The sequence below is a fragment of the Candidatus Dependentiae bacterium genome (assembly GCA_018266175.1).
Classification (GTDB): Bacteria; Babelota; Babeliae; order Babelales; family RVW-14; genus JAFEAY01.
Genome location: JAFEAY010000003.1, coordinates 203,280 through 227,855, shown reverse-complemented (window position 1 = coordinate 227,855; position 24,576 = coordinate 203,280). Strand labels below are relative to the sequence as shown.

Genomic DNA, 24,576 nt, shown 5'->3' with positions numbered 1-24,576 from the left:
GGACAAATTTTGGTGGGGTTTCCAAGGTGCTTCGATACACCCAGCAAGCTGGGCACTCAGCATGAGCGGGATGTACCTTGGCGGGCCTGTCCGCCATAGTTCGTAGAACGTAGGAGGATGGTAGGTACCGCGTACCTACGAAACACGGGAGTTTAGATAAAAACCATAATCTAAAGCAGGTTGAGCTTTGAGTTTAGGATAACAACCATCCATCAAATACCATCCTTCTAGCCTACAGGGGTGCCACCCCTGTAAACCACCCCCCGTTTGCAGCCCGAATTTACTTTTGTTATAGTAACAGAAGTATTACTCACCAATGTGAATAATATAAAATACTCGTAGAAAATGTTTTTCGTCTATTTCTTATTCGTATGGAGGTTATTATGAATTTTGTAAGACGATCTTTAGGTGCCGCTGCACTTACGTTTTGTGGCATGCTTTCATTGCATGCAGACACCGTCGCTGTTGTTCAACCAGTTACAGCTATCCAAAACATTACCGCTGAGAACATCGGTCAAAAAGTTACCGATTTCAAGGCTGCTCTCAAGCAAGTCCTTGCAAATACGCTTAGAACTTCGTTGATTGATCAAGAAGCCGGTTTCAAACGTTCTTCAGTAAGACAAGCGATTGCTGCTAAAGAAACTGAGTTGATTGCAGCTTCAACTACTGCAACCGAACATAACAAAAAAGCTGTAGCCGCTGGCTATAAAACAGCTGACATTATTGAAGTTGAAGATGCAGCAGCTGCATTTGAAGCAAAGCTTGTTCTTCTTAAAACACTTCGAAAAGATGTTGCTCATGACTCAGTTGTTAACTACATCAACGCTGTTAAAGCGTATGTAAACAAGAAAAACATGATCACTCTTTTGAACATTGCAAAAAGATGTAATGGTCTTGATAATGCTGCAAAAGCTGAATTGCTTAAGCAACGTGATGAACTCAAAATTGGCCAATCCCTTAAAGATATCTTGATTGTCGATTTATGTCGTTCTGATATAGCCGAACAAGACTACAAAGACTATATTGCTAATTTTACAATAACTATAGTTAATGCTATCCCAACAATGACAGCCGCTCAAGCAAATAAAGCTCACATGTATACCTTGGCAGAAGCTCGTATCGTTGCCCGTGCAGCACGCAAAGCTCGTCTTGCTGATGTTGATGTTGATGCTTTTGATGCTCAAATCCTTCAAGCAAAAGCAGACCTCACGGCTCGCTTTCATGCTGCAAACCAAGAAGAAGTAGAGCGCCTCGCAAAACCTGGCTTGATCAGCAAGGCTGCAAAGTCTGTTGGTAATGTTGCGTACCATGCAACCGTTACCCCTGCTTACTACGCAACAGTTGCTCCTGTTAAGGCTACCTGGAACGGTGTTAAAGCTGGATGGAACTGGGCTTTTTCAGGTAAAAAGGGCGCAGGTCTGTTTGTAGAAGATGCAAACAGCGCGTTTAATGACATCAACCGTGCACTTCATGGCTTAGTTGCTCCTGATGTTGCTGCTGATGGTGGCAATGTGGATGCAGTTATTGCGTATTTTCAAGCATTGCGTGTACAAGCTGAAGAGTTACATAGAGTAGCTACCGCTGATGATTTTGCAGCTGAAGCCCAAAGAGCAAACCTTCATGCGGTGTATGTTGCACTTGGTGAGAAAGTTAAAGCATGTTTTGCTACCAAAGATGCAGCTCAAGCTTACTTGAACAGCTTGCCTCAGAACAATACGCGTCAAGATTTGCTTGCACATCTTTCTCTAGTTGGTTTGCGATCATACGCTGTTTATCAAGCTCGTCAAGACGATTGCCAAGATATTCAGAATGTGTTTCAGACATACACGTTTATTAATAAGTTCAGAAACTTAGTTTAATATAATAAGATATTAAAGACTGACCGACTCGCTCAGATATGAAGTTTGGGGGGCCCGCCGTGGCATAAAGCTATGGCGTGGCAAGGTTGGGATCCAAGTAATGGAAAAAGGCTTCGCCGTAAAAAGCGAAGCCCTTTTTCAGTCTTAATTATTTGCAGCATCAACCTATTGCGGGATATAAATTTTATCAATATCAGTTTGATCTAATTCTCTAAATTCAATTCCCGTTAGCCCGTCGGCTATTTCATGTACATAACCAATTCCTGTCGCGGATACATCGCCTGATCCATCAATTAGAGTGCCGGTAGTCTGTTCAGCTACAAGAGCATTTCCAGCCACAACTATTGGGTCTATTTTATCTGTTACAAATGTGTCAATTTCCTTTATAAGTGATTCAACAGCTCCTTGTAGTTCAGCTTTTGTAGCCGCAAAAGACTTAGTAGTGTATAACCCCTGGGAAAGCAATAGTAGTATTAATATTTTTCTGCACATATTCAACACGGTATTCTCCTTAAGCATAATATGTTAAAAATTAACTTACACAATTGTGTTATTTACTATTTTCTATACTTTTCACCTATCGCTGCTTTTAAGTCATTAACATTGCTATCGGTAAATCCTGCAGCCTTAATATTAGCTCTATTTAACTCTAATGCCGCCTGTGCGTCGATAATAAATTGAGCTCTCTTTGTACTCACATTCTTAGGTAGAATCGTTGCTCCGCCAAGCCCCGTAAATAAGATTTGTAAAGTTGATGATGGAAGAGTTGCTTTCAGTGTTGCAATTGTTTCTGTTTTTTTCGCACCTAATTGAGCAGCACTAAATAGCGTGAACTCTTTGGTGCTTGCATTATCAAGTGTAGCAGTAAACTTAATACCTGAAACCACAGGTGTTAAGAATGCAATCGTTTTTTCAATTGGTGCTACCTGATGGGTCAGCACTTGAAACAATGCACCTTCAAGCGCAACAACCGCATCATTCAAGCTTGTAAGCAATGCATCAGCTTCAGCTTTTGTTTTTATCACCGCCACTTTGTTCTGAATACTTGCTTGGCCGGCCAGAGCGTTATTTAACAAGGCCCTTGCATTATCAATTGCAGCAGCGTATGTGTTGTAGACAGCATCGGTTGGTTTTGGCGTGCCAACAATTGCTTTTGGTGGCAATTGCTCAGCGATATCATTTGCCCAGAACCAGAGACCATAAATAGTACCACCGGGTGCACCAAGGAGTTCTTGAAGCTTGAGTTGATCTGCGGTGAGTTTAGCTGATGGGGTGCCTTGCTTAGTAAGATCAGCAAGCTTTGATCCGGTTGTTGCCCAGGTTGCAAGTCTGACTTTCGTTGGTTCAATAATATTATCCCTTGAGTGATTAGCATCAGCTACAGTTGCAAGTTTATTACGCGCATTCCAGTGCAACGGATCAGCAATGAACTCCATCATTTCTGTGCGGTAGCTATTAAGTGCCGCGCAGAGATCTGCTTGATCATGAGGAACTCCATGTGTTGGATGAATCTTGCTTGCAAGGTCATGCAGCTGATCATACGTCTCTGTTGCTGCCTTCAATTTGCCGTAGATGGTATTTGCTGCGTTGTTATCGTTGACCGTTCCAACCACAGCTTCAATTGCAGTGTTGATAGCAGCATTAGTTGAATGAAATGCGAAAGCACCATTTGCAGTAGACAGCGCTGCAAGTGCCTGTATACGGCCATCGCGCATAAAGGTTACCAATCGACCAGCAAGTGTTTTGGCATCCGTCAGAATTGTGCCGAGTGCAGTTTGTTTGTCCGCAAGGTTAGCGCCGGTATTCCATGCAGTTTTAACTTTTCCGTACAGCGCATTATCTAAATTCACTGCTGTGAGCGCATCAAAGGTGTGGTAGGCATTGAGGAGTCCAACCGCATCGGTGTAAGCTGCTGGAATTACGCCTAAGTTAGCTCCAGTTGCATCCCGAAGTTGTGATGGATGTACGCGGAACGCCACGTCACGGATCATGCGGTACGCACCGGTTGCAATTCTCCATACGTCTTGGATGGTCATTGCATCAAGGAAGGTAGCGACAGTAGCAGGATCGAATCCTGGTGCCGTAATGCCTGGTGCCACTTTGGTTTGCGTCATTAATGTTGGCGCATCGAGCAATGCACGTGAATTATCCTCAAATTTGTTGCCGGTTGTATCAGTTATAGGATCTGAGAACTTATTACAAATTGCATTTAGTTTAGTTCTGAATGCTTTTGCTGCTTCGTAGAAGAGATGCTTATCATCATCACTTGCAGCTTTAGGATTAATAGCAGCATTCGTAACTGTTGCAGGGAAATTAGCTGTTATATTGAAGTCTGCAAGACTCTCCGTTGTACCAGAAACAGTACCTGTAGATTGCGCTGGATCAAAAAGCTCGTTGATAGAATAAAGCATCTTTTCTGCATCAGTTCCAGCATCATTGGCGACGATACCGCGTGCGTCTAAGCGCTTCTTCAGCCAAGTAAGAGCTTCAAACCAGGTTTGATTTTCATACTTCTTACCACCACCAGTTTTGTCCTTGAAATTGAGGTTTCTTCCATCCTTGCCAGCATTGATAGCTTTTGTCAGGGCCTTCTTTTGTCCGACAAAGAAGCCAAGAATGTCTTTACCCATTGCAAGCATTTCATTTGGTAAGAATCCTGCAACTGCTTTCATTGCAGTAGCCTGTGCTTCGAATGCTGTACCACGATCTGCGGCATTAGCTGCTGCAGCTATGCCTAGGTCCTGTTGAAGTTTCTTTAACTCAGCTACAAACTGTTGAGCAGCTTCAAAGAATTTCTTTTTATTATCATCCGATTCTGCGCCACCGGTTCCAGTTGCCATTGATAATGTTGCTTTTGGTAATGAGGCGAAATCATTTGCTGTATCAAAGAAGCTACCAAGCTCAGTACCATCAACTGATTTGAACTCTTTTGGATCCAGTACTTTCTTAATAAGTTTGTAGTTAGCGCTGTGTGTTGCATCGGTATCGAGGTCTGTATGCTTTGCTCGTTTTGCAATATCAGTTTTAAATTCAGACAGCGCTTGAAACAATGATTTGTTTGCGCCTGAAATGGTAAGTTGTACTGATGGTTCATCAGCGGTCAAGGCAGCATTTTTGCCAAGGAATGCTGAAAGAAACGCTTTGGCTTCAGCAACTAATTGATCAGGTGTTTTAAGAGTTTTTGCCAGATCGTCAGCAGCGGTTGCAAATGCTTTCCAAGATTTGTTTCCACCATTAGTTTTATTGTCGGTAAAGAAATAATCTGTTCCAGCAATAGCAATTTTTGCGAGCGTTGGTGCCTTGAGATTCGTTACATCATGCAATAGTTTTTTCATTGAATTGGCAGTTGTGTGATCAACTCCAAGTTTTGCAGCAAGTGCTTCAGCTGCTGCAAGGCGAGCAGAGAGGTCTTTTTTCATGCGATCGTTTGGATTTGCAGCTTTCGTTGCTGTTGGAAGACTCTTTGCTGCACCTCTTACAGCACCGTGTGCTAGAGTAAAGATAGCATTAAATTCATCCCATAAATTTTTGAAACTTGTATATTCTGTTGAGCCTATTGATGTGAAGCGAGGGTAATCTACGTTGCTTCCTGCTGGATCATTTACGAAAGACTTATAGTTGACGTCATTTTTTTGAGCCGCAGAAAGGGATGTGAAGCAACCATCTTTTCCATGAGTTCCATTTACTCCATCTACATCTATCCATGCTGTACGCGCTGGATCAACAATAGCTTTAATAGCTAACAGTGTTGCTGCAACGCCGTCTGGCTTGGTAGCTGTAAAGCGGTTCGCAAAGTTAGCATCAGCGTCGTTGTAGGTTGTAATGCCAAGGGCAGCGAGGATTTTGTTACGCAGGCTGTACTTATGCATTCGAGTTTCAACTCTAGTAGCCCCAACACCTGCTACCTTTTTAGAACCGTCAGCAAAAGTAAACGTTTTTCCAGGAGCCCTGGATACATCAGCAAAAGCTTGTTTAATGGTATCAAGGTTAAGCTTTGGAAGAATATCGTCTGAAAGTGCTTTTACTGCTGTGTAAAATGCAGTGGCACTTGGGCCATCTTTGACCTCTGCAAGAGCTCCTCCGTTGACGGTTGGTTTAACTCCGCCAGGAGTTGTGAGTGGGTCTTTAAGATTAACTGGCTGATTTCCTTTAATTGCTGCTATATCAGCTTTGATTTGAGCGAGTTTATCTGGATAGTTGTTCGCGCCTGCCAATTTTTCTAAAGAATCAGCAAATGGTAATTTGAAAGCAACATCTTTTCCTGCTTTTAAAGCAAGTAAGCGAGGATCATAATCACTTGCTTTGAAGGCTGCAGCGGCGACGATTGCATCTTCAATTGGTTTAACAAGTGGAGTGACTTGAGCAAGCATGCGATCAATTTTTTCTGCGTCGGTTGAAGCAGCGATAGCTCCAGCGGCGGCTTTAATATCTGCATCGGCAGCTTTGACTGTATATTCAGTTACATTTGCCTGAACGCTTGCATCAGAACTAGTAAAATCGGCTGGACTTGCTGCTGTGAAAGTATCTTTAACTTTTGTTTTAAGCTTAGGTATAACCGTATTTCCCAATGGCTTACCTGCAAGGTGAGGATGAGTGATAAGCTCTTCATATCTTTTATAAAGTGGCAGAGCCTTAATCTTAGCTACTGATGTTGGAGCGTCATTAATACTTTTAACGATTCTATTTATTTCTTGTGCCTCTTGGGTCCCTTCAGGGGTTTTCATCATTCCATATAAATGGAACGATCCAATCGCTGTTAGGATAATAGCTATCCCCCACACGAGGGCCTGTTTCTTGATCATGGAAATCCCTTTCAATATAAATAGTATCTTTAGAAAAATTTTATATCCTAACCTAATGATATTCTCTATTTGAAATATAAGTCAATAATTTTTAATTTTGAAAATAATCTTGATTTGTATGACTGATCAGATCGCATGAAAAAAGGCGCTCATCAATTGAGCGCCTCTATAGATTTTTATTACTCAAAATCATTCGATACTTTTTTGCTTCATTTCATTGCGCAAAAACACTCAGGAAGAGTGGGGTTGCTGATTTTTTAGAATGAGAGAATTGCTTTAATCCAAGCGCTCCAATTTTCAAGGTCCGCGTTGGTATCAGCAAACTCATACGATCCGCCTACACCAAAGCTGCATGGATACTGATTTTTAATTTTGCCTGAGTAAGCCAAGCTACCAAATATTTTATGAGAAAGGAGTGATGGTGTTGCTGCTGCCGCGATGTTTAAATTTTTACGATTGATAGGAGTGTCAAGACCTGCATTAACAAGAGTAAAAGCATCAGTTGCATCGCGAAGAATGCTAGCTTGGTAGTAAACTCCATCTTCCCAAGCTTTTACTTTGACTGATTCTTTATCTCTCCAGAAGAGGTTATAACCAGCATCAAAAGTTAAGCGGCAGAAGTTGAACGAAAGTGCTGCAAGTGCATCAATTTGACTACCCGGTTCAACGCCAACATTTTGTGTTAATACATTTGCTAGTGGAAAAAGTGGGGTTCCTGGATCCTGGAGAAGTTTATAGCCTGCAGCATAATGACCAAATCTCTGTGGTACGCCGACATCGTCCATAACTCCCAGCGTACGCTTTTGTGTATTGTCAAATAAGAAACGGTAGTCTCCAGCAAGAAGCAAGCGGACTTTGTTCTTATCTTTGCACCACAAGGTTACGCCAGCATCAATGCCGCCACCAAAGGCGAAGTGGTCGCCGTTGCCATAGATCGGCTCAAACAAAAATTCGCCATCAGCCTTGTTGCTGGTTGGAATGGTGAAGCCAAGGTTTAAGAAAATATGGCACTTTTTGCTTTCAAGTGCTTTCCAGCCAAGTTCAAGTTCGATGTCAGCAACGCCTGTTTCTGAATGGCTGCCACCAATTTTTGCTTTAGTCAGTGCTGATTGTTTATTTTCAGCATCAGCAGGATCAGCGTTTTCAAATTTTCCACTGAAAAAATCTTCAAGGGTAAATTGTGTGCCGCCAATAGCTCGAGTTGGCAAACCATCGGTTGTTTGGATGCGCATGTTTTGTTGTACATGAACGATAGGGAGAGTGGCTGCAATAAAGAATTTTCCAAATCGGAAATGAAGGTCTTGAAAGAAGTCTAAGCGTGCGCCCCAGGCTTCTTGGCGTGGAGCAAGGGTGATAGTGCCAGAAGCATTTCCAATTCCTGCAAAATCATGCATTAAGAAATCTGTATTGATTTCACCAGGCGCAGTTGTTGGGCCAACCGTAAAGCTGTTGCTCTTATTCCCAATACCAAAATAGTTCCCTAAATCTTTCCCCTTTTCCGATTCCGAAAAGAATCCAGTCAGCTGAAAGCTGGTCTGTGCCTTGCCGCAGCGCTTGCCATACACATGGTCAGCCCATGTGGTGTACTTGTGCGCCATGTTCACGCTTGGCGAGCGTGGTGACAAGAAGGTTTTGTTGCTGGCGTCGCCGTCGGCCAGCAGTGCCGTGCTGGCGGTCAGTGCCAGGGCTAGGAAGGTTATGCGGCGTAGCGCAATGAGGTTTGTTTTCATCATACGGTCTCCTTTTTAAGATTATTCGGCTTAGGTATCTGTGCAATGTTTTTTAAATTATTATTTTTCTCATTTTATCGATCAGTACCATTTCTACTTCATTTATGAATACCAGAGCTACGAATTAAAACTGGTTTTTAATATCCCACGATGTCATCCCGGACTCCGATCCGGGATCCACCAAAATAACATTGTTCGTTTATAACTTATCGATGGTATTCATTTTGCTTGGAGAGAATATTATTTTTTATAGCTTATCTTTTTGTAGGTACGCGGTACCTACCATCCTCCTACGTTCTACGAACTACGGCGGACATGCCCGCCATCTGGGCTGCCAGCCCGTCGTAGCTTTACGCGAAGTCGGGCGGCCAGCCCCTTGGAAACCCCACCAAAGTTTACCGATTGCGGTATTACTCTCTATCGCAAAGCTCTAGCGACGGATTGGCTGAGTTCGCCGGGCGCCCAACCGCCTCTGCCAGCCGCCGTCGCTTTTCAAGCTATGGCGAGCCAGGAGGCTACAGCGAGTCAAGAGGCCATCCTGTCGCTTTAGGTTCATCAAGATTGCTTTGCATCGCAACAAGATAGAATTGCCTAACCTGTAAGTTTACTTTTGAGCGTATGCAAACAGAGCAGGCAGATCAAGTATTTTGCAAAAATGGTTGATGATCGTAAAGGAGTTAGGGTGAATTGGTGGTGAAGAGGACGGTATTATGAGTCAAGCAGCCGAGTCGTCTTGCTGTGCGATTATCTTAAATTAATGGACAATGTATTATGATCGTGGTACGTTTATTTATGATTCTAAACATCCCACATCTGTTTGCTTGAGGAGCCGATGAAAGAAAAATTCATGGCGTATCTGGGTAAAAAGTTTACGTTGATATGGTACTCTGATGACCGAGGAAAAAGTGAAGCGCTTGAATATTTTGAAAGCCTTACTCCAGCTAGGAAGAAGAAGGTTGCGCAGCTCTTTTTACTGCTTGGTGATAGCGGAAAAATATTTAACAAAGAAAAGTTTTGTTACGAGGGTGATCAGATTTATGCCTTGAAGCCACAACCAGATAGATTTTTATGTTTTTTCTTTGATGGTTCAAAGGTAATTGTTACGAATGCATATGAAAAGAAAACAAAAAAGATCCCACCAAGAGAAAAAGAACGAGCTTTAAAGGCAAAAGAAAATTATGAAAAAAGGTTTTAAATTGGAGACTCTTATGGCTAATAAAAAGATAAAATCAACGATCGATACATTTATTGAATCATTAAGTCCAAAAGAAAAAAAAGCTTTTGACGAAGAATATAAAGATCTTTTGTTGTCAGAAATGATTCTTGCTGCGATGGAAGAAGATAAAATCTCCGTAAGGAGGCTTGCAAAGCTTGCAGGGGTATCACCAACGGTTATCCAAGGCATGCGCTCAGGAATTAACAAAGATTTCAATATGGGAAGTTTCTTTAAAGTTTTAAATGGCCTTGGGTGTAAGGTTCTTATCGAGCGAAATGGACATCAAATTTCTTTAGATTTGACTCACCTTTATAAATAAGTGAGCAAATTATTCAAAATTTATTTTTTTGCTCTATTGCACCAAGTTGTGTTGAAAACAACAACCTCATCAACAAAAATAATGAACGGTATAGAAGCTAGTTTGTAAGTTTACTTTTGAGCCTATGCAAACAGAGCTGGCAGATCAAGTATTTTGCAAAAATGGTTTGTGAGGGGTAGTGTGAATCAGCAAAAAACAGGAAAAAAGAGAGGCTACTTTGTCTTGCCCCAAGTTATGGTAAGCTGAAACTGGTGTTGTAAAAAACTTTTTGGAGGATGAAAAATGATACAAGAACAAGGTTGTGACAAAGAGATTATTATCCAATTTCTCAAAGGCAATAAGAGCTTACTTGAAAAAGAATTTGGCGTTATAAAAATTGCTCTCTTTGGTTCTTACGCACGAGGCGAAGCAGGGCCAGATAGTGATATTGATCTTCTTATTGAAATGCCACATAAAAGTTTTGAGAAGCGACTTGAGCTGCGTGATTTCTTAGAGCAAAGATTTGGCAAAAAGGTTGATGTTGGTTATTTCGATTCAGTAAGAAGTTTCATCATGCATCATGTTGAAAAGGATCTTATTTATGCTTAATCGCAAAGCTGAGTTTTTTATTATTGATATACTTGTTGCAAGCGATGCTGTTGCTCGACACATGGCTCATGTCACAGACCCAATCAATTTTGTTTCAGATGAATTGCTTTTTACGGCCGTCTATTAAAATCAACAACGCTTCAACATCTTGTTAATCCAAAATGGAGGAAAGTTGTAGACTTCAGAAATGTTATTTCGCATGAATATTTTGGACTCAATTATGAAGATATTTTTGATATTATAAAAAACCATCTGTCGCAATTTGTTCAAGAAATCTTGAATGTTGTAACCGTAATTAAAGATTCAGCTGATTTTAAGTTGGCTCTATTTGGTGCACAAGAAGATCTTAAAAAAATTGGTCGTACAAAAAGCGTTATGTTTCTTGAGCAGCTTCAGCACACATTGCAGCTTACTCGATAGATTTGCTCATTTATGCAAGCAGAGCAGGCAGATCAAGTATTTTGCAAAAATGGTTTGAGAGGAGTAGTGTGAAGGGGAAATTGAGGATCTGTTATCCTACTTCGTAATCTAATTTTCTTGCTTATGAAAAAGTAGCACAAGCTGTGCTACTTTTTGAAGAACACCCGGTTTTTAGTATAAAAATTAATCTTTGAGCGCCTCAATTTCTTCAATTGATAAGCCGGTAAGTTCTGAAATATCAGCAATGCTCATTTTGGAAAGTAACTTTCGAGCCATTTCGCGTTGGGTTTTAGCTTTGCCCTGTTCTAAGCCCTGTTCTAAGCCCTGTTCTAAGCCCTGTTCTAAGCCCTGTTCTAAGCCTTTTTTAAGACCGCGTTCTAGTCCTTTTTCTTCAGCCAGTTCTGCAGATGTTTGAGCATCGGTTGCTTTGACAAATGCATCATCATAAGCGTTGAGTTCATCTTCAGACCAAGCGGCACGCTGTGCCATATGGCACGCATCTTCAAATTCACCTCGGGCAAGAGGGGCTGGAATTTCGGTTTGCTTTTTCATCGTCTTGATAAAATAGATCCATTTATCTTCGGCAGATTTAAGCTCAGATTCTTTTTTCTTAAATTTAGGGAGTTCGACAAAAGCAAAGTACAGCTCTTTGAGGTCGTTTTCACCTGTTTTGGTATCTGCAAGGTGATGGATTGATTTGTAATCTTTTTTGTCTGGGAACATGATGAAGTTGGTGATTGCTATCACAATAACGGGGGTGAGTTTGTAGTAAGGTTTACCCTTGCTGAGCTGAATGGTGTAGGTTTTTGCGCCGTAATAGACCATGCGTTTGCCAAACTCTTTAACGTTTTCAACCTGCATCTCGACAATGAATTGGCTGCCGGCATGGTCAACACACATGATATCAAGGACGTTCTCTTTTTTGAGGCGAACAATTTCAAGCTGTTCGGTGTTCATGAAGGTGATGCTTTTAATTGCTCGATCGCCCGTGTATTCTAAGATGGAGTTGAGAAATGAGATGGTGATATTTTTGTGATCTTCTGATCCGAATATTTTTTTGAATGCAACATCGTTGCGGGGGTCAAGAAATACCATTGAGCACTCCTAGCAGGTTGTTAGGGGGTGTGTTATATACGTTGGGCTAAGTATAGCATATTTTGGTGATCGCAAAAATTGTATTTTGAGTTGAAGTTAACCAGCAACGTTACTTTTAAGCGTGCTCTTTGTCCTCGTTTTCCTGCTTGAGGAGGACCTCTTTGTTGTGACAGGCGATACCAAAAAAGGCGATCTTGTCGATTCCTTGGCTGCGCAATTCTGTTGCATAGTGTTTTTCTTTAATTTGCTTGAGTGCACGATTAGCACACTGGTCCATGGTTTCCTTATCGTCTTTTTTCTTGAACTCTATGACAATTCCTGGTCGATTTTTGTCATGCGGGATGAGCATGATATCAAATCGACCATAGCCGCTTTCCCGATTCGATCGGACGGTATAGCTTTCTGAGTAGACAACAAGCATACCAAGAACAAAAAGATGATAGCTCTTTTCCGGCTCAGTGTCATGCAGATCATGGCAGCTGATGCTCTGTATCATAAATTTTGAAAGCAGTATGCTAAAAAGCTCACCATCAGCGTCACGCAGTGCATGCCCAAGGGCGATAATATTTTTATGCTCCAAGCCTTCTTTGAAGAGTGCAGTAACCAGATCATCAAAGAGTGAATTGAGTTCTCTGTTTGGCAATACCAACGAGCAGATGAACTTCCCTTTTGCATTCAGAACGCATTGATTGATGGTGATATACCCGCTAAAAAGAAGGAGTGACCAGATTGAATCTGAGTCATTAATCATTCCAGGAAGCACCATTTTGTCGTTAATTTCGATATTTGGAACGGCGTTGCCGTGTAGAAGCTCAGCGCAGGAATCTTGAATATCGGTTGTGGAAGTTGCAATGATTTTTTTAATGAGCCCATTGTCACTGGTGTTTGCCCAGTAGGGAATGAGGTCACCTGATCTATCCGCACAATTAAGGGCCGACCAGGGGTTATAGATTTTCGTTTTTCCAATCAAGTATCCGTTATACCAAGATTTAAATTCTGGCGCAATCGACTCAAGGTTGTAATTGTGAAGTAGTTGTTCAATCTCTTTTTCTGTAAATCCAAATTTATCGGCTAATTGTTCATCTAAAAGCGTGAAAATTTTGAGGTTATTGAGCCCCGAAAAGATCCCCTCTTTGGCGGTGCGCAAAATGCCGGTCACAACGCCTCGTTCAAGACTGGAGTTATCTTTGAGTACGGCGCACAGCAATCCTCTGGTAAATTCAATAATCTCCGAATAATAATTGTTGAGATATCCTGCGTGAATGGGAGAATCGTATTCATCAATCAAAACAATCGTTTTTGCCTGATGGTAGCGTTCTAAAAATTGAGAAAGATTTAAAAGGCTATTGTGGTACTCTGCGGTCGTTGCGGTTTTTGTACAAATGTTTTTGAAAATATCTTTTTCGTGATCGCTCAGCAGATCTGAATCAAGCAAGTAGCTGTGTCGAGCATATTCTTGTGAAATTATTCCAACAAGCTTGCTTCTGCTTACGTCCCAGGTACTCTCTTTGATGTCTTTAAACGTGACAAAAATAATAGGAAATTTCCCCTGCAATTGGACCATCTTGGGAATGCCCCAGATTTTTTTATCTTCAAAAAGATAGGCGTTTGATCTTGCCGTTTTTTCAAAAAAATATTTGAGCATTGAAAGATTTAATGTTTTGCCAAATCGTCGAGGTCGAGGGACCAGGGTGACCTTGCCACCTCTGTGGTAGAGCTCATCGATCAATAATGTTTTATCAACGTAATAAAAGTTTCCATCAATGAGTTCTTTATAATCACTAAAACCGATTGGAAGCATTTTCATGTTTTGCACTCTTTCGGGAAAGAGGTGAAACGATATTTTTTTATACTGACAAGTATAGCATAAATAAAAAAATCCCCGCACGGGCGAGGATTTTGATGATTTATGTTGTCATCCTCGACCCGTCTACGCCAAGGCTGCGACGAGGCAGGGAGCCACAGCGGGCCGCCTGTCGGTCATAGCTTGAGCGACGGCTGAAGTCGGGGATCTATCTTATGAGCTTTAGAATGATCCAGCAAGTTTAAACCAGACACCCCATTGTTCTATGTCAGCATTGGTCACTGCAAATTCGTAGTCAGCACCAAAGCCAAGGCTTAATGGAAAGGTGCGGGTGACCATGCAGGTGTACCCCAAGCCGGCGAACAGCTTGTGGGTGAAGAGTGACGGCGTTTTGACCGCGTCGATGTCAAGGTCGACCAGGTTGACAACAGTGCCATCTGTTGCTGCAAATGCATTTATAGCGTTTGTATTGTAAGTAGTCTTTGCGATATAGAAGTCGTTATCTTTCCAGCGCTTAACCCACGCCGACTCTTGATCTTTCCAGAACAAATTGTACCCCGCATCAATGACAAAGCGGCTGCTCAAAAAGCTGAGCATCGCCATCATTTCCATCTGTGAACCTGGCTTGATGCGCAGTGCTTGTGTCAGCTCATTTGCAGCTGGGAAGAGAGCTTTGTCTTTTTGGCCCAAGTGTGCTGCCAAAAAGTAGTGGTTGAGCGGTTTGCCTTTGATGCCCACAGTGCGGTGCTCGGTTCCTTCAAAGAGATAGCGGTAGTCAGCTGCAAAAAGTGCACGCAGTTTTGCGTGATCATTTTTCCATGCATCAACGCCTGCATCAAGGCCAAAGCCCAGCGCGGTGTGGCTGCCGTTGCCGTAAACGGGCTCAAAGAGATATTCGCCGCGTACACGGTTGCCCGCAGGGATGGTGAGGCCGATGTTGAGGTAAACGTGGTGCGCTGCTTTGTCGACCACCCGAAAACCAACTTGAAGGTCGGCGTCAGCAAGGCCGGTGGCGCTGCGGCGTCCGTCGATTTTGGCGTGCGTAAGTGCCGCTTGCAAGTCTGCAGCTGCGGTTTGCTCAACGCGCCCAGCAAAGAAGTCTTCAACTGAAAAGTCGGTGCTTCCGTTAGCAACTTGAAGATCCATGTTGCGACTGACATGTGCAAACGGTAGGCTTGCCGTGATAAAAATAGAACCAAATGGTAAGTCAAAGTCTTGGAACAGTTGTACCAAGCAGCCAAAACTTTCTACTTTTGGTGTGAGCGATACGGTTCCTGCAAGATTTTTTGCGCCATGTACAAGAAACCTTTTATCAAGATCTATACCGGCACCGGCTGGTCCAATCGTAAATTTATTCGTTCCGTTGCCAATACCAAAATATTTTCCTTGGCCTTCGCCTTTGTTTGACTCTTGATAAAAGCCGGCAAATTGCAGGCTGGTGTGGTTGGTTTTTGCTTTTTTGCGGTAGACATGGTCATGCCAGATGGTGTATTCAAGTGGCAAGTTAACGCCTGATGGGCGAGTTGATAAAAATGTTTTTTTGCTATGAGAATCGTTTGATGCGTTTAGCATCGGTGTGGTGAGTGCAACGATTAGCAGTGCTTGGACTATCCAAGGGCTCTTTTTCATCTTTCTTCTCCTATCCTAAAAATCACGTAACACTACATTGTGTAAAGCTTCATGCCTTTTAGCTTGTTCGGCGATTGTTGTCAGATCAAGCTTTTGAGAAAAAACCCCGCAGCTTATGATGCTTGCGGGGTTTTTTATAATGCAGCGTAAATGTATCAGGTGAGTTATTTTACAACAATAACGTCTGATTGTTCTTTTTTATTCTTTTTGTTTTTCTTGTCTTTTTTGCCCGCTTTGCCTTTTTTACCAGCTTTGCGTGATTTACGTGATTTACGTGACTTGCGTGATTTGCCTTTTTTACCAGCTTTGCGTGACTTACCAGCTTTTTTACCAGCTTTGCCTTTTTTACCGGATTTGCGTGCTTTACCTGGTTTACTTTTTTTACCAGCTTGCTTCATAGCGCGGCGAGCTTTTTGTCCTTTGAGTGTACGATTTTCTTTGGTTGCAGCAGCTTTGCCTTCTTTTCCTTCACCCCAAAAAGACCACCAGCTCTTTGATGGTGCTTTTGCTTTGCGTGCGCGAGGAGTTGGTTTTGTTGCAGGATCGCGCTTGGTCTCTTTGTTGCCAAAAAAGCGATCTTTCCATGATGGGTTTTTTGATACAACTTTCTTTTCAGCAGCTTTTTTGGCAAGCGGACATGCTGGTTTACCTTTTTTCAGCGGGCAACTTTCGCCTTTTTTGTGATCGTGATCGTGAGCTGCTGCTGGAGCTGCTGTATCATCTGCTGCTGAGATGGTGAAGCAAGAACCACTGACAAGTGCTGTTACCAAAAGTAACGATATGATTTGATTTTTTTTCAACATAAGATTTCTCCCTTTTATGATGTCTTGTTGAAAATGAACGATAACTTTTACGCTTTTCCATCCTAGCAAAATTTTTTGTAAATCATGAAGCATTTTTTTCTCTGCTTTGCTTCCACAATAAAAAGCAAGGTGGAAAGCCGTTTTCAATGAAGGTGTTGCAAATAAAAGTACCAGTGTTGTTATCAATTTAAAGCGACAGGTCAGCCATCTCGCAGGGAAGCTTCACGCGAAGGCTGGAAGCTCCCCTGCGAGATGGGGAAATGAATTCGTGTGATTTACGTGTCTCACTCAAATGATATTTGATTGTTTTTTATAAGCCCTTTTTCCAGGCAAGTATTCAAAAGGGCCGACATTGCTGCCGACCCTTTTGAATACTTGAGTTAAAACTTTATTTTCTTATACTTTGCGTGAGCCCTAATGAGGTAGTTGTCCCATTGCGTTCAAGCAAAATATCATATCCCAGGACCGTAAGAATCTTGAATAAGCTTTTTGTATTGAAACTTACTTTGTTTCCTGATTTCATATCTTGAACAATAGTTGGTGATACATCAGCAATTTTTGCAAGCTTTCTTACTGAAACGTGATCTTCTTCCATGGCTGCCAAAATGAGTTCTGAAAGTAAGAAGTTGCGATATCCGTCCGCATAATCTTTTTTTTGATTTGGTGTTTTTGCATCCATGAATTCTTCAAAGGTTGTTTTTTCGTTGTTCTTTTTAGTCATAGTAAACTCCTTCTCTCTGTCGTTTGATATAGTCATCTTTTGATTTTAAAGCGCGTTCTTTTTCCCTGGGAGGCATTTTTTGTGTTTGTTTTTTATATGCATTCGTGATGATGATTTTAGAGCCCTCAAAAAAGAAGCATAAAAATCTATTGGAGGAAGGCTTGATCGCAAAAATTTGATTGCCTTCATAATTGAATTTTTCTTTATTGATGATTTTTCCAACGTCAGCTAATGTTTGAATTAAGTAAAAAGTTTTATCTTTCTGCTCTTCAGGCAATTCAATAAAATATTTAAGTGAACTACTTTTACCTTGACTATTAAAATACCACTCAACGGTAAATTCTTTACCTTTATAAGCAATGAATTGCGCTTTCATACAGCTCCTTATGCATTCTATTTTCTCTAATTGTACCAAATTTATGATACAAAATCAATGCTTTGCCAAATAGGAGCGCTTTGCCAAATAGGAGCGCGGGAGAGTGATTTGTAGGTTTTCCTAACCAAAAGAAAAAGGGCCGACATTGCTGCCGACCCTTTTTGAATTCGTGAGTAAGTGGACTGGATTAGAATCCAATGCCAAGCTTAAGCCAGAGTTCCCATTTTTCAAGTGCATCGTTTGAGCCACGGAATTCGTAGCCGCCACCAGCACCGAGCATGAGTGGGCATTCCCATTCTGTGAACATGTAGCCAAGTGCCGCAAAGATTTTATGCGTAACTTGTGAACCTGTTTGGGCTGCATGGGTATCGATGTTTTTGGAGGTGAGTGTAGCTCCATTTAAAAGACTACCAGCTGTAACGTTTCCGGGTGTTGTTGCATTAAAGTTTCTAATAGCAACTCCGTATTTGGCTGCATCGATAGCTGTAATGTCAGCAGCTTTGAGCTTAACTTCTTCGTCATCTTTCCAGAAGAGGTTATAACCAAAGTCTACACACAAGCCGCCGTTGTTGTAAGCAAGTGCAATAACGCCATCAAGTTGGCTACCAGGGGTAACATCAACATTAAATGTTGTGACGTTTGCAGCTGGTGTTACTCCATTTGCAATTGGTTTATCAAATTGTGCAAGCAACACATAGTGTCCCCAGTCAACTGATCCTGCAGCAAATCCTGGAACATCTTTGAGTCCCATGGTGCGTTTTTCTGATTCTTTGAACATATAACGGTAGTTAAGCGCAGCGGTTACTTTAACGTTGTGATCTTCATTACCCCATGCACGGAACATTGCATCTAAGCCAGCACCAAATGCCCAGTGATTGCCGTTACCAACAATTGCTTCAAAAGCGTGCACGCTGTCAGCTTCATCACCGGTTGGGATGGTGAAACCGATGTTAATGCCAACATGGTGACAATCTTTGTTCAAGAAGTTGTAGCCAAGCACAACGTCGATGTCTGCAACACCGGTTGAGTCGTTCTTGCCATCCATCTTCATGTGATCAAGAGCTACTTGGACATTTTCAGCTCCAGCAATGCCGGTTGCTTTACCTTGCAAGAAGTTTTGGAGTCCTGTTTGTGCAGCTGCAACAGGGCTTGTGACCTTAAGTTCAACATTGTTTTCAACATGAACAACAGGCACGGTTGCTTTGAGGTAAAGACCTTTAACGATTTTTTCTAAATCTTGAAAATAGTCAAAGCGAACGCCCCATGCTTCTTGTTTTGGGTGTAAGTTCACGCTTGCATTGGTGCCATTACCGATGGTTGCATTATCAAATTCGTGAACAAAGAAGCCAAGATCTGCATCGGTTGTTGATGCGGCACCAACTATTGCTGCCTTTTGTAAAGCAAATGTGTTTTTGTTTTTAATACCAAAATATTTTCCAGTATCCTCTTCATCTGCTGTACGGCTAAAAAAGCCTACTGCTTGAAAATTAGCGCCAAATTTATCGGCCGCTTTACGATGAACGAGCTGGTTAAATGTGCTCAATTCCATTGGAAGGTTGACGCCATGTGAACGAGGCAATAAAAATGTTTTGTTTGTGCTTGCTTGAACTGTTGCGCTTACTGCGAGCATCGCAACTAATAAGCCCTTGATTACTTTATTCATACTCTTTTCTCCACAAATTTCAGCTTTAAACGTGTGCATTTTGCGTTACCCTCCTGCCATAAAAACAAGGACAAGGTACAGAAAATTATGTGCGTCTGTGATGAAGTGTGACTGTAGCAGCGTCAGTGTGTACAGGAGATAGGCAAAATGCCGTGAATATTTTTAAATGATTGATCATCAGCTTCAAGATACTTGTGTGTTCCAGCCTCCTTTCCTCTCTTCTTTTGTTGTTGTTACTTACTAATACCAACCAATTTGCAGTGTGTTGACCGTGTATTTCATTTCAATCTATCGCGCTTATCAGGCGCATCGACTATAACAACGCTGATAGGTTAGCGAACATGCGGGCAGATATCAAGTTTTTTTTCTTAGGGTGGTATAAGACTGTTTTGTTGCTCAAGGAGCTATGTTACATTGTTAGATACATTGAAGGTAGCAGGATCTGTTGTGCAAATGCAAGGATTTTTCACGAAAGGAATTTTTAAATGAATGAGTTACTCTTGGTTGTGATTGTACAGGTTTGCTTGGAGTCGCTGCCAATAAGCAGTTCGGGGCATATGATGCTTGCAAGTATGCTCTGCGAAAAGCTCAACAATTTTTCATATGCACTTCCTGAGCACTTCGACCACTTTCTGCATGGTCCAACACTTGTTGTGCTGCTTACATTCTTTTTTTCATCATGGTGGCCGGTTGTAAAGCGTTGTGCTGGAGCACTTGCAGCTGCAGTGCGTGGTTGCAAACTTTCTGATTCTCAGCAGCGCGGTGTGCGTTTGGCGATGCATGTTATTTCATGGGCGTTTGTTGCTGATGTTGTTTCGGTTGGTGTGTACAGTATTGGAAAGTTGTTATTTAAGTTTGGCTTGCCCGCCGTAGCCTTGGCGAAGGAGGGGATTATGCCTAATTCAGAAATTTTACTGATTGGTTTTTGTGTAACGATGTTGTTGTTTGCGGCGTTGTGGGTTCATGAAAAATACAACGATAACAATAAAAATTTTCTTGGCTTTATCAACTCAGCACTTATTTTAGGCTTTGTTCAAGGGCTTGCGCTGGTGCCGGGAATTTCTCGTTTTGCAATAAACTTTGTAACGGCGCGTCTTCTTGGCTACCCACCACGCCGAGCCTTTCAGGCATCGTTTGTGATTTTTATTCCCTTGGTGATTGCAGGTTTTTTGGTTAATGGCGTGGGTGAGTTGATTAAACACCCTGAGTGGTTTGAAATTTTTACCCCAGCGTTGATCGTCACGATGCTGCTTTCAACCATTGTTGCCTATGCGCTCTTTGTGCTTGCACACCGTATTGTGCTTGCACGCAAAATGTCGATGTTTGGTTTGTATATGATTGTGCCAATTGGTCTGTTGGTGTGGTTGATGGTAGGGTAATTATCGACACAAAAAAGCTTGAAAATTCAAAGTCTTATTTTCTCCTCATCAAATGATGTACTCTGTAAAAGGGATTTGATTTTGTTTGGGGAAAGGGGCTTGGTATGATCACACGTAAAAAATTATTCAAAGAACTCTCATTAAAAACGCCATCACCGCGTTACACCAAAGAAGTTTGTGGCGTTGTTTTGGCCGCAAGTACACTTTATCTATTTATGTCGCTCATTTCGTATCACGCAACGGACGCTTCATTTTTTTACTTTTCCACACAGCCTGCCGTGCCCCGTAACTGGGGCGGTGCCGTTGGAGCACAGTGTGCTGCGCTGGCCTTCTATTTATTTGGTTGCTCGGCGTATGTTGTTGTATTAATTTTTGTGCTGAGTGCGCTATTAATGTTTCGTCGGCAATCATCAAGTGAATCACGGCCTGCCCTCCGAAGTCTTGGCGAAGGATGGGGACGATTGGCAGGCCTTGTTGCTTCAAGCGTTGCAGCTGCAGGTCTGTGTGCTGTGTTGCGCGTTGACCCCTTGTACAGCGCGCCAGGGGGACTGCTTGGCTACGGAGTTGATCTGCTGGTCAGTCCATTGTTTGGGTATCAAGGGTCATTGATTGTGCTGACCGCAACACTGTGGGTTGGGCTTTTGTGTGCTGCGCGTATTTCGCTTTTTGATATTGTTGCTCGAGGTGTCCTGCTGGTTATGAATTTTTGTTGGTGGTTGTGTGTGCAAGCCTATGCGCTGGTCAAAACAACGGCCAGCTTTGGCTTGAAGATTCTCAAGAAAATGTATCAAAAAATTAAGCCGGTCCGCAGTGTGATACAAGTTGTTTTTGAGCCAGCACATGCAGCCGGTCAGCATATTTTCACTCAAAAAGCTCAAGAAGAAGTTTATGGTTTTGACGCCCACAAGCCTGAGCCTCAAGCATCCCATACTGATTTTTCTGAGCCGGTTGTGCAGGATGAGGTGAATGCTGGGAACGATGCTGAGAGCACGCTTGATCTTGAACTGGAATGCACCGGTGAAGAGCTTGGTGAAATATTGGTGCGCACCACAAGCGTTACGACCATGTTTGGAAAATATCCTTTGCGCCGTTTGCCAAATTCTGTGCTCGGTGTGAACCCTTTTTCTTTGCGCTTATCCGATGGGGAGTTGTGGTGCGATCACCTGTGTGCTGCCCTTGGTTCCGTGCAAGCGCTTGACCAACATGAGCGATTTATTTTGCCCGATGCGCATGCCTTTACCGCAAAACCAAAAAGTGTTGATGTGGGGCATGAGCAGGATATGTACGCAGCGCGTGGAAAAATGCTTGAAGAAAAATTAGCACGCTTTGGCCTGAATGGTCAGGTGACCGCAATCACCCCAGGCCCGGTGATTACCTTGTTTGAGTACAAGCCTGATATTGATAGTAAAATTAGTAAAATTATTGCGCTTGAAGATGATCTTGCGATGGTCCTAACCGCGTTGAGTATTCGTATTATCGCCCCCATTCCTGGAAAAAATGTTGTCGGCTTTGAAATTTCAAATCAGGCGCGGCAAGATATTTTTATTTCGCAGGCATTGTGTACCCCTTCATTTGAGGAGTTTGCTGGCTACTTGCCGCTGGTACTTGGTGTTGATGTCACCGGTAATCCGGTGATGCTTGATTTGGTAAGTATGCCGCACGTGCTTGTTGCGGGTGCAACAGGGTCGGGTAAGTCGGTTGGGATGAATGCAATGCTCGTGAGCCTGTTGTGCAAGCGAACGCCTGATGAACTTAAGCTTGTGCTCATTGACCCGAAGCGGCTTGAGTTTACCCCCTATACCGATATTCCTCATTTGCTTTTTCCTATTGTGACGCAGCCTCACAAAGCTGCTGGCGTCCTTAAATGGTTGGTGTCTGAAATGGAAGAGCGCTATCAGCGGATGGCTGCAGCCGGTGTGCGCAGTGTGGTTGAGTATCAAAAACTTGCAAAAGAGGGCAAGCGCGACAAAGATGGGAATAAATTTGAGCCAATGCCGTTTATTGTGGTGATGATTGATGAGCTTGCTGATTTGATGATGGTTGCAGCGCGCGATGTTGAAACTCAGATTATTCGCTTGGCGCAAATGGCACGCGCTGCCGGGATTCATTTGATTGTCGCAACGCAGCGTCCATCGGTTGATGTGGTAACCGGTTTGATTAAAGTGAACTTTCCGAGTCGTATTTCGTTTCGTGTTTCGTCCAAGGTAGACTCGCGTACGATTCTTGATGCATCGGGTGCAGAAAAGCTTTTGGGACGAGGCGACCTGTTATTTATGAATGCTGCATCGCCCGATTTGCGACGCGTACATGGAGCTTTTGTTTCTGATCAGGAGATAGAACGGCTTGCACATTATTTGCGTGCTCAGGCGGCACCGCAGTATTTGGATTTGAACGAAGAGCTAAGTAGATGTACTACAGGTTCTTCTGATGAGCAGGAAGATGAGTTGTACGATTCGGTGATTACATTTCTTAAGTCGGTTAATGAAATATCGATTTCAATGTTGCAGCGGCAATATCGTATTGGGTTTAATCGCTCAGCACGCATTATTGAAAAATTAGAACTTGATGGGCTTATTGCGCCGGCGCAAGGAAGCAAGCCCCGCAAGGTGTTGCATTAAAGCTTGCCAAACGATCTTGACAAATACCATGGAACACGTAAGTTGTCCTTCATATTGTCGTTAAGTAGGATAGCTGAATTGATCGTCATTGTGGGGATTTCATGGTATTAAGCAAAATTTTTTTACAAGCAGCACTTCCGTATGCAACATTATGGATTGATGGTGTTCATGTACAAGCTGAGTCATTTGAGTTGAATAACCAAGAAGTTCGCGTGAGTTTTGATAGTCGTGAGGTTGAAAAAAACGATCTTTTTGTTGCTCTTGCGGGTAATAAAGTTGATGGGCATAATTTCATTACTCAGGTGCTTGAGCGTGGTGCTTGTGCGTTGCTTATTACTTCCGATTCTTATAACACAATTAAAACGCAATATGCCGACGCGTTGCGCAATAAGCTGGTGATCACGGTTGCCGATACGCTTCAGGCTTTGATTGATCTTGCAAAAGCATGGCGACAGCAATTTACCTGTCCTATTATTGGTGTTACCGGTTCTCTTGGTAAGACCACGACCAAAGAAATGTTGCGGGTTATTTTTGCTGCTGCGCAGCGAATTGCCTATGTTTCACACAAAAATCAAAATACGGTTCTTGGTCTATGCGCAAATATTTTACGTATGCCGGCCAATGTGCAAGTCGGTGTTTTTGAGGTGAGCCTTCATCATAAGGGTGTCTTAGATCAGCTTGCAGATATTTTACGTCCAACGATGGGAATTATTACTTGCATAGCACATTCACACGTGCAGCATATTGGGTCGCTTGCTGAGGTGTCTGCGCAAAAGCGACAGCTTTTTAATTATTTTACGCCACAAAATATTGGGATTGTTTTTGGTGACCAAGAGTTTTTAACGTCGGTTACTTATCGTCACCCGATTGCAAAGTTTGGTTTCAAAATGCGTAACCAGGTGCAAGCACGACGGGTTACCGTTGTCCAGGATGCGCAGGGGAATTTGTGTTCAAAATTTACGCTCAAGTGGTTTGGTAAAAAGGCTGAGGTGCTTTTGCAGGGGAACCATCAAGGTTTGGTAAATAACGCACTCGCGGCAAGTACCATTGCTTATTTTCTCGACATCCCGCTTGAAACGCTCGTGACGGCTCTTGGTGAATATAAATCGTTTGAAAATCGATTCCAGACAAAAAAAATCAAAAATGACCGTGGTCTCATTATTAGTGATTGCTATAATGCCAATCCTGAAAGCATGAAGGCTGCTTTGACCGCCTTTGATCAGATGCAAAGTCCTGGGAGCAAGGTTGCTGTTCTTGGTGATATGCTTGAACTAGGTGATAAGGAGGCTTATTGGCATCGTCAAATTGGTCGATTTCTCAATAAATCCTCTTCATTAGATAGCCTCATTTTGGTGGGTGAGCGGGCAAAGCTGATTGCCAAAACAGCCCCTGCCTATCTTTCTATTAATTTTGTTCCCTCCTGGGAAGGTGCCGCCCAGATTTTACAGGCGAGCCTAGAGCAGAGCAAAGCGCTCGTGCTGGTCAAAGGATCGCGTGGAATGACGCTTGAGCGAATGGTTGCACTTTTTGAGGAATAATGCCATTTGAAAACAT

Annotated in this window: 18 protein-coding genes; 8 read left to right on the top strand and 10 right to left on the bottom strand. The window is 42.6% G+C overall.

Features of this window, described 5'->3' with window-relative positions; all coding sequences use genetic code 11:
• Positions 1-383: 383 nt before the first annotated feature.
• Complete coding sequence (locus tag JST56_00970; GenBank protein MBS1987547.1) at positions 384-1,859, top strand: hypothetical protein; 1,476 nt, start codon at positions 384-386, stop codon at positions 1,857-1,859.
• A 165-nt stretch (positions 1,860-2,024) separates the two neighbouring features.
• Here the strand turns inward: JST56_00970 and JST56_00965 are convergent, their stop codons facing one another.
• The 3 genes from JST56_00965 to JST56_00955 all read right to left on the bottom strand — a co-directional run bounded on the left by JST56_00965 (position 2,025) and on the right by JST56_00955 (position 8,394).
• Positions 2,025-2,360: a hypothetical protein gene (locus JST56_00965; GenBank protein ID MBS1987546.1), complete on the bottom strand. Its 336-nt coding sequence runs from the start codon at positions 2,358-2,360 to the stop codon at positions 2,025-2,027.
• A gap of 56 nt (positions 2,361-2,416) precedes the next feature.
• Positions 2,417-6,661 (bottom strand): hypothetical protein, encoded by a 4,245-nt coding sequence (locus JST56_00960; GenBank protein MBS1987545.1) that lies wholly within the window; start codon positions 6,659-6,661, stop codon positions 2,417-2,419.
• Between the two features lie 257 nt (positions 6,662-6,918).
• A complete protein-coding gene (locus JST56_00955) occupies positions 6,919-8,394 on the bottom strand; it encodes a hypothetical protein (protein ID MBS1987544.1) in 1,476 nt (491 codons plus the stop codon).
• Between the two features lie 829 nt (positions 8,395-9,223).
• On the opposite strand from JST56_00955, the gene JST56_00950 reads away from it, so the two are divergent.
• The 4 genes from JST56_00950 (at position 9,224) to JST56_00935 (ending at position 10,934) form a co-directional block, all read left to right on the top strand.
• A complete protein-coding gene (locus JST56_00950) occupies positions 9,224-9,586 on the top strand; it encodes a type II toxin-antitoxin system RelE/ParE family toxin (protein ID MBS1987543.1) in 363 nt (120 codons plus the stop codon).
• Between the two features lie 13 nt (positions 9,587-9,599).
• Positions 9,600-9,926 (top strand): XRE family transcriptional regulator, encoded by a 327-nt coding sequence (locus JST56_00945; GenBank protein MBS1987542.1) that lies wholly within the window; start codon positions 9,600-9,602, stop codon positions 9,924-9,926.
• Positions 9,927-10,208: 282 nt separating this feature from the next.
• The gene (locus tag JST56_00940; GenBank protein ID MBS1987541.1) at positions 10,209-10,514 is read left to right on the top strand and encodes a nucleotidyltransferase family protein; all 306 of its coding nucleotides are present in this window, start codon (positions 10,209-10,211) and stop codon (positions 10,512-10,514) included.
• Positions 10,515-10,616: 102 nt separating this feature from the next.
• The gene (locus JST56_00935; protein MBS1987540.1) at positions 10,617-10,934 is read left to right on the top strand and encodes a DUF86 domain-containing protein; all 318 of its coding nucleotides are present in this window, start codon (positions 10,617-10,619) and stop codon (positions 10,932-10,934) included.
• A 183-nt stretch (positions 10,935-11,117) separates the two neighbouring features.
• Here JST56_00935 and JST56_00930 read toward each other — a convergent pair whose 3' ends face one another.
• The 7 genes from JST56_00930 to JST56_00900 form a co-directional block, all read right to left on the bottom strand.
• Positions 11,118-12,029 carry an Rpn family recombination-promoting nuclease/putative transposase gene (locus tag JST56_00930; protein MBS1987539.1) on the bottom strand — a complete coding sequence of 304 codons (912 nt, stop codon included), beginning with the start codon at positions 12,027-12,029 and terminating at the stop codon, positions 11,118-11,120.
• A gap of 115 nt (positions 12,030-12,144) precedes the next feature.
• On the bottom strand, positions 12,145-13,836 hold the full coding sequence (locus JST56_00925) for an AAA family ATPase (protein ID MBS1987538.1): 1,692 nt from the start codon (positions 13,834-13,836) through the stop codon (positions 12,145-12,147).
• A 219-nt stretch (positions 13,837-14,055) separates the two neighbouring features.
• Positions 14,056-15,462, bottom strand: coding sequence for a hypothetical protein (locus JST56_00920; protein ID MBS1987537.1), 1,407 nt, complete (start codon positions 15,460-15,462; stop codon positions 14,056-14,058).
• Between the two features lie 164 nt (positions 15,463-15,626).
• Complete coding sequence (locus tag JST56_00915; GenBank protein ID MBS1987536.1) at positions 15,627-16,265, bottom strand: hypothetical protein; 639 nt, start codon at positions 16,263-16,265, stop codon at positions 15,627-15,629.
• Positions 16,266-16,653: 388 nt separating this feature from the next.
• The gene (locus JST56_00910) at positions 16,654-16,986 is read right to left on the bottom strand and encodes an XRE family transcriptional regulator (GenBank protein ID MBS1987535.1); all 333 of its coding nucleotides are present in this window, start codon (positions 16,984-16,986) and stop codon (positions 16,654-16,656) included.
• Complete coding sequence (locus tag JST56_00905; GenBank protein ID MBS1987534.1) at positions 16,979-17,362, bottom strand: type II toxin-antitoxin system RelE/ParE family toxin; 384 nt, start codon at positions 17,360-17,362, stop codon at positions 16,979-16,981. The genes JST56_00910 and JST56_00905 overlap by 8 nt, the downstream gene beginning before the upstream one ends.
• A 187-nt stretch (positions 17,363-17,549) precedes the next feature.
• A complete protein-coding gene (locus tag JST56_00900) occupies positions 17,550-19,064 on the bottom strand; it encodes a hypothetical protein (protein ID MBS1987533.1) in 1,515 nt (504 codons plus the stop codon).
• A gap of 446 nt (positions 19,065-19,510) precedes the next feature.
• On the opposite strand from JST56_00900, the gene JST56_00895 reads away from it, so the two are divergent.
• The 3 genes from JST56_00895 (at position 19,511) to JST56_00885 (ending at position 24,560) form a co-directional block, all read left to right on the top strand.
• Complete coding sequence (locus JST56_00895; protein ID MBS1987532.1) at positions 19,511-20,404, top strand: undecaprenyl-diphosphate phosphatase; 894 nt, start codon at positions 19,511-19,513, stop codon at positions 20,402-20,404.
• A gap of 104 nt (positions 20,405-20,508) precedes the next feature.
• Positions 20,509-23,022: a DNA translocase FtsK gene (locus JST56_00890; GenBank protein ID MBS1987531.1), complete on the top strand. Its 2,514-nt coding sequence runs from the start codon at positions 20,509-20,511 to the stop codon at positions 23,020-23,022.
• 101 nt (positions 23,023-23,123) lie between these two features.
• Positions 23,124-24,560: a UDP-N-acetylmuramoyl-tripeptide--D-alanyl-D-alanine ligase gene (locus JST56_00885; GenBank protein ID MBS1987530.1), complete on the top strand. Its 1,437-nt coding sequence runs from the start codon at positions 23,124-23,126 to the stop codon at positions 24,558-24,560.
• Positions 24,561-24,576 lie beyond the last annotated feature (16 nt).